The 5,065-nt window shown below is 43.4% G+C and carries 6 protein-coding genes; 5 read left to right on the top strand and 1 reads right to left on the bottom strand.

The annotated features are described in order from the left end of the window. The first annotated feature begins 331 nt into the window (after positions 1 to 331). The 3 genes from Q0241_RS11420 to Q0241_RS11410 all read left to right on the top strand — a co-directional run bounded on the left by Q0241_RS11420 (position 332) and on the right by Q0241_RS11410 (position 2,823). Positions 332 to 988 (top strand): transglutaminase-like domain-containing protein, encoded by a 657-nt coding sequence (locus Q0241_RS11420; RefSeq protein WP_299377451.1) that lies wholly within the window; start codon positions 332 to 334, stop codon positions 986 to 988. Positions 989 to 1,073: 85 nt separating this feature from the next. Beyond that, positions 1,074 to 1,961 carry an amino acid ABC transporter substrate-binding protein gene (locus Q0241_RS11415; protein WP_299377449.1) on the top strand — a complete coding sequence of 296 codons (888 nt, stop codon included), beginning with the start codon at positions 1,074 to 1,076 and terminating at the stop codon, positions 1,959 to 1,961. 106 nt (positions 1,962 to 2,067) lie between these two features. Next, positions 2,068 to 2,823 (top strand): transporter substrate-binding domain-containing protein, encoded by a 756-nt coding sequence (locus Q0241_RS11410; RefSeq protein ID WP_299377447.1) that lies wholly within the window; start codon positions 2,068 to 2,070, stop codon positions 2,821 to 2,823. A gap of 45 nt (positions 2,824 to 2,868) precedes the next feature. Here the strand turns inward: Q0241_RS11410 and Q0241_RS11405 are convergent, their stop codons facing one another. Then, positions 2,869 to 4,038 (bottom strand): acetyl-CoA acetyltransferase, encoded by a 1,170-nt coding sequence (locus Q0241_RS11405; RefSeq protein ID WP_299377445.1) that lies wholly within the window; start codon positions 4,036 to 4,038, stop codon positions 2,869 to 2,871. A gap of 320 nt (positions 4,039 to 4,358) precedes the next feature. Between Q0241_RS11405 and Q0241_RS11400 the strand changes: the two genes are divergently transcribed. Together Q0241_RS11400 and Q0241_RS11395 are read left to right on the top strand one after the other, a co-directional pair. Then, entirely contained in the window at positions 4,359 to 4,721 is a 363-nt protein-coding gene (locus Q0241_RS11400; RefSeq protein WP_299377443.1) for an Hpt domain-containing protein, read from the top strand. A 153-nt stretch (positions 4,722 to 4,874) separates the two neighbouring features. Next, positions 4,875 to 5,065: hypothetical protein (locus Q0241_RS11395; protein ID WP_299377441.1), on the top strand; the 191-nt coding region annotated here is incomplete at its 3' end.

The raw sequence follows: 5,065 nt of genomic DNA, 5'->3' as shown, positions 1-5,065 counted from the left end.
CAAATGCACACCGCTACATGATGCTCTTCATGCTCATGGCCTATATTCTGATGGCACAGATTGCCCTGTTACGCGTGTTGTGGAATATGGTTCCTTAAGCTTTTTTAACATCCCTATTCCATTTCCAACCGAACAAAATCCCGCGAAAACAACACTCCAACATATCTTTGCTTATAAGACCGCATGCGTGTAGATGATGCCCCTTAATGCACAGGACAAATTTGGGCCAAATTTGTGAAATGCGCTACATAAACGCTAAAAAAGCCAGTCACTTCCCATTTTCAGTAAAAAAGAATATACTACCATAACCTGAAACATTAAGAGAAACCGCGTGGACAACATCGTTCGACACCTCAGGAGAAGTTGCCTTTTCACAATATTACCCGTGTTTACTTTGGCAATAACAGCGGACAGCGTCCGTGCAAAGTATGTCACGATATCCAAAGCCCCGAAAAGCTTCCTGAATAAAACGCAGCAATCACAGTTTCATTATCGCTGGCTAAAAGAATATCATTCCTATGATCGGCACCATTCCAAACGTGTCCGAAATTGGTATCAAAGCCTGATGTCAAAAAAATCAAACGATACCGTCAAAGAATTAAAGTCGCTCTATGCCTTGGCTGGTCGTAACGTAAAATATAAAACAGAGCGCAAAGACTATTGGTCAACACCTGGTGAAACCATCGCCCGGGGGTTTGGCGATTGTGACGATTACGCCCATGTCTACCTTACCTCTGCTGCGTTACTGGGCCATGATCAACGTGATCTCTGGATGGTCGCAGGAGTTTTTCACGGTCGCTACGGCCCTGTTGGCCACGCTGTTGCTATCGTGGAAACAAAGTCTGGTGAGCAGTATGTGCTCGACAATCTCTATCAACGCGTAATTTCAGAAGAGCAACATCACAATTTCAAACCAACTTATGAAATTAATATGGAAGAACAGGCCGCATTTGTCAGCGTCAACACCCAATACCACGATGCTTTTTAAAATACTGGGGGCACCCCAATGCCTTCTTTTAATTTTCAGACATTACGAACCGCTTCTCAACACGTCCTTATCCAAGAGATCTTATATGTTCATACATAGAAAAAATGCCTTCGGATCACTCATGCTCTTTTCCTTTATTGTGGCGGCGTTTTTCTCCCTCGCATCTGCCAACGCAAAAGACATCACCCTCGAGCGCATAGAAAGAACAAATAATTTCGTCATTGGCTTCAGAAGCGATAAACATCCCTTTTCAGCTGTCACTCCCTCGGGTGAGGTCGATGGCTATTCCATTGATCTTTGCAAAGGCATCTATGAATCCCTGAAAAAAAACCTCAATAAACCGGATTTAAAATTAAAAATGATTGAAGTTACTGCCGACAATCGTTTCGATTATATAAATGCCGGAACCGTCGATATTATATGTAGCGCATCATCGTGGACCCTTGAACGTCAAAAAAAGGTTAGCTTCAGTCTGCTAACGTATGTAACGGGCGCTGAAATGCTGGTAAAAGACGACAGTCGGATCAGAAGCTTGAAAAACCTGTCGGGCAAAAAAGCTGGTATGATTTACGGTACACTAACCTCTGATATTATGACCAAGCGAATTAAACGCGACAAACTTGATATTGAATTGGTTAGCTACAAATACCCTGACCAAGGGATTGAAGCCCTTGAGAACAAAGAGATTGATGCCTACATCGCAGATCGTATCATCTTAATCGGTTTATTGGATGCTGCAAGCGCCCCAAATGACCTCAAACTTGTTAATCGCTTTTATTCTTATGATCCCTATGCCCTGATGTTTGAGCGCCAATCACTAGATTTCAAACTTCTTGTCGACAGCTATCTTGCCGAACTATATCGAAGCGACAAATCACTGGAATTATTTAACAAATGGTTTTCACACATGGGAATTCGTTCCAATGAAAATATCCTGCGGGCCATGTTCAAATTACAAAGTATCCCTGAATAAAATTTCATAATTTGACCAAAAAATAAAATTTCTAGATACAAATGACCTAAAAAAAGGTAACCTGTGACATCGAAAAAGAATTATCAGTAAAGGCCGGAGTGTACACTTGAAGCTATTGCCCCTGGTTCTGTTCTTTTTAACCGTCTCAACTGTGGCTAAGGCTGCACCTTTTAAGCTGGCTTTTCCTGAATATTACGCGCCCTTGGTCTGGACTGAAAATGGGCAAATGAAAGGCGCGGCTATTGATGTTTTAGACATCATATTCAAACAGAAATTAAATCTGGAAACCCAATACAATGGCTATCCATGGTCTCGTGCTCAAATCAACGTCCAAAAAGGGGTATCAGATGCTTTCATCACCAGTCCCACCCCAGAGCGGTTAGAATACACCACCTGTAGCAACGAACCTGTTTTTTCCACAGATATTGTCGTTTACACCTATATAAACCACCCAAGACGCGATGAAATTCTCGCCATCACTTCAGCCCGTGACCTGCTAAATTTTACCATCGTGGATTACAGAGGCAATGGATGGCTAAAAAGCAAGCTTCCAGATGGTAGGGTTATCTGGACAGATACCTTGGAACAAACATACAAATTACTCGCGAACAAACGCGCCGATATCATCGTTAGAGGCACTGTTAACTTTGATTATTTCTCTCGCGACAATCAATATACAGACCGTATTGAAAAAACGAGTGTCGTCATCGATACGATCAATCTGTATCTGTGTATTAACAAAAATTCCGAATACACATCCATTCTGCCTGACTTTGACAAAGCTATTAGTGACCTCCGTAAAGAGGGTGTCATTAAAACGATTATTAACAGCTACACTAAGTCTGAAATTGCTTTAAATTGAATATTGCTCCACTAACAGACACCATCAGGTAATCAAGACGGCCTTTTAATCCCTCGTCTCCAAAACAGAAACATAACTAGCCACAGCAGCACCCCCCATATTGTAGATGCCAGCAAGTTTGGGGTTAGCAAGTTGGATTTCAGGTGGGGCCGTTCCACTTAATTGCATTGCCGCCAGAACATGCATGGATACCCCCGTTGCCCCCACGGGATGTCCTTTGGCTTTCAGACCACCAGATAAATTTATCGGTAATTTTCCATCTGGATACACCCAACCTTCTTCCAGCGCACGATAACCTTGCCCGGGCGGGGTCAACCCCATTGCTTCGTATTCAATTAGCTCTGCAATTGTAAAACAATCATGTGTTTCAACAAAAGAAAGATCATCAAGTGTCACACTTGCAGCCTGCAAAGCTTGCTGCCAAGCACGGGTACACCCTTCGAACTGAATAATGTCCCGTTTGCTCATAGGTAAAAAATCACTGACATGGGATACTGATTTAAAACGTACTGCGTTGTTCATTCCCCTAGCTGTTTCTTCATCAGCAAGGACAATTGCAGCAGCACCATCAGATACCAGTGAACAATCGGTGCGTTTGAGATTACCAATCACGGCTGGGTTTTTATCAGACAGGGTGCGACAGAAATCATACCCAAGGTCCTTTTGAATCTGAGCCAACGGATTATGAACACCGTTTGCATGGTTTTTTGCAGCAATACGTGCCAATGCATCAGACTGATTGCCATATTTCTGGTAATAAAGATCACAGATCCGCGCAAAAACCCCCGCAAAACCACCTTTGATATCACCTTCTTCCTTAAGGTAAGCGGCCTTTAGCAAGGTATTCCCGATCTCTGGTCCAGAAAGAGCCGTCATTTTCTCGACCCCAACAACCAATACCAACCGCGCTTGACCAGATTCAATCGCCCGCAAGCCATGATGAATAGCCGCTGACCCAGTGGCACAGGCATTTTCCACACGCACAGCAGGTTTGAACCTCAACTCGTTATCAGCTTGTAAAATCAAGGAAGCCGGAAATCCCTGTGGTGAGAACCCTTCATTAAAGGTGCCCAACACAACTTCATCCACATCCGCGGCTGATAACTCGCTATGCGCCAATACATCTTGCGTCACCCGCACGATCAAACTTTCCACATCTTCTTCCGGGTGTTTGCCAAATGGTGTGTGCGCCCAGCCGACAATACAAGCTGACATATCAAGCTCCTGTATTTAGTATAATTGACGCGTGACGATTTCACGTAGATCTTGTTTTATACGCAAACAATCACGGAGGGGATTTCAGATACTTAGCGTACCACAGATAGCAAATAATTAAAGACGATAATGTTGCATCGCAGCATTACAACGACACTCGATATCGAGTAACATCTAATCGACCACCAACGATCAAAACCCTTTACTGAACAACAACTAAAGGGCACTATATTTCTATATATTGCCACAAATCCGTACAGTTTACGCCCTTTGCTTAAGCTGTATTCGAAGAAGAGTTCGTAGAAAAGGTTTCGCCGAAGATGACAAATATACCCGATGAAACAGGTATGCCAATTGGTTCAGAAGAAGAATATGAGCTAATGAAATCCCAGATCGGTGATGAGGTTATTGTTGAGCTGATCGGTATGGCTCCCGATACGATTAACACTCAGATTGACAAAATCAAGGAAGGCCTATCATCAGGTGATAGTGATTTGATCTATCAAGCTGCACACACGATAAAAGGATCTGCCAGTTCCATGTTTGCCCTCCGATTAGCAGAGAATGCAAAGATAATGGAAAGCCATTCAAAAGACTTGTCAGCTGCCGGCGATTATCTGCCAACACTTATACAAACCACAGAAGAGACAATTACTTGGTGGAACAACAAATTAAGCTCATAAATCCGAGATCCGATTGTTCGCACTCAAATTCACCACTGACAAACTAGTTAAGGGCCTAAAAGTCATTTTCTCTCCAGCCCAAAGCAACAGCATAAATGCCCATGTAGTATAAATTTTGGATCACGGTTGCGGTCGCCAAGGATACGGCCCTATGTGCAGTTTCATATCCCCTGCTCAGTTTTAGCTCAGCTTGCGGGATCGGCTGAATGTTTACCGATCCCCCATTCTGCAAGTGGCGTCTATAAAAACTCACCCCTCTTCAAGGCGTCCCCTTTCAAAGTATCAATGCATCTGACCTTTGGGCACCGGGCCAGTTGGAAACCTTGCTTGTGTTGCCAACCCTT

Origin of the sequence: uncultured Kiloniella sp. (genome assembly GCF_937128705.1) — a bacterium.
Taxonomy (GTDB): Bacteria; Pseudomonadota; Alphaproteobacteria; order Kiloniellales; family Kiloniellaceae; genus Kiloniella.
The sequence above is the reverse complement of the archived record's forward strand: the minus strand, read 5'-3'. Positions and strand labels throughout refer to the sequence as shown.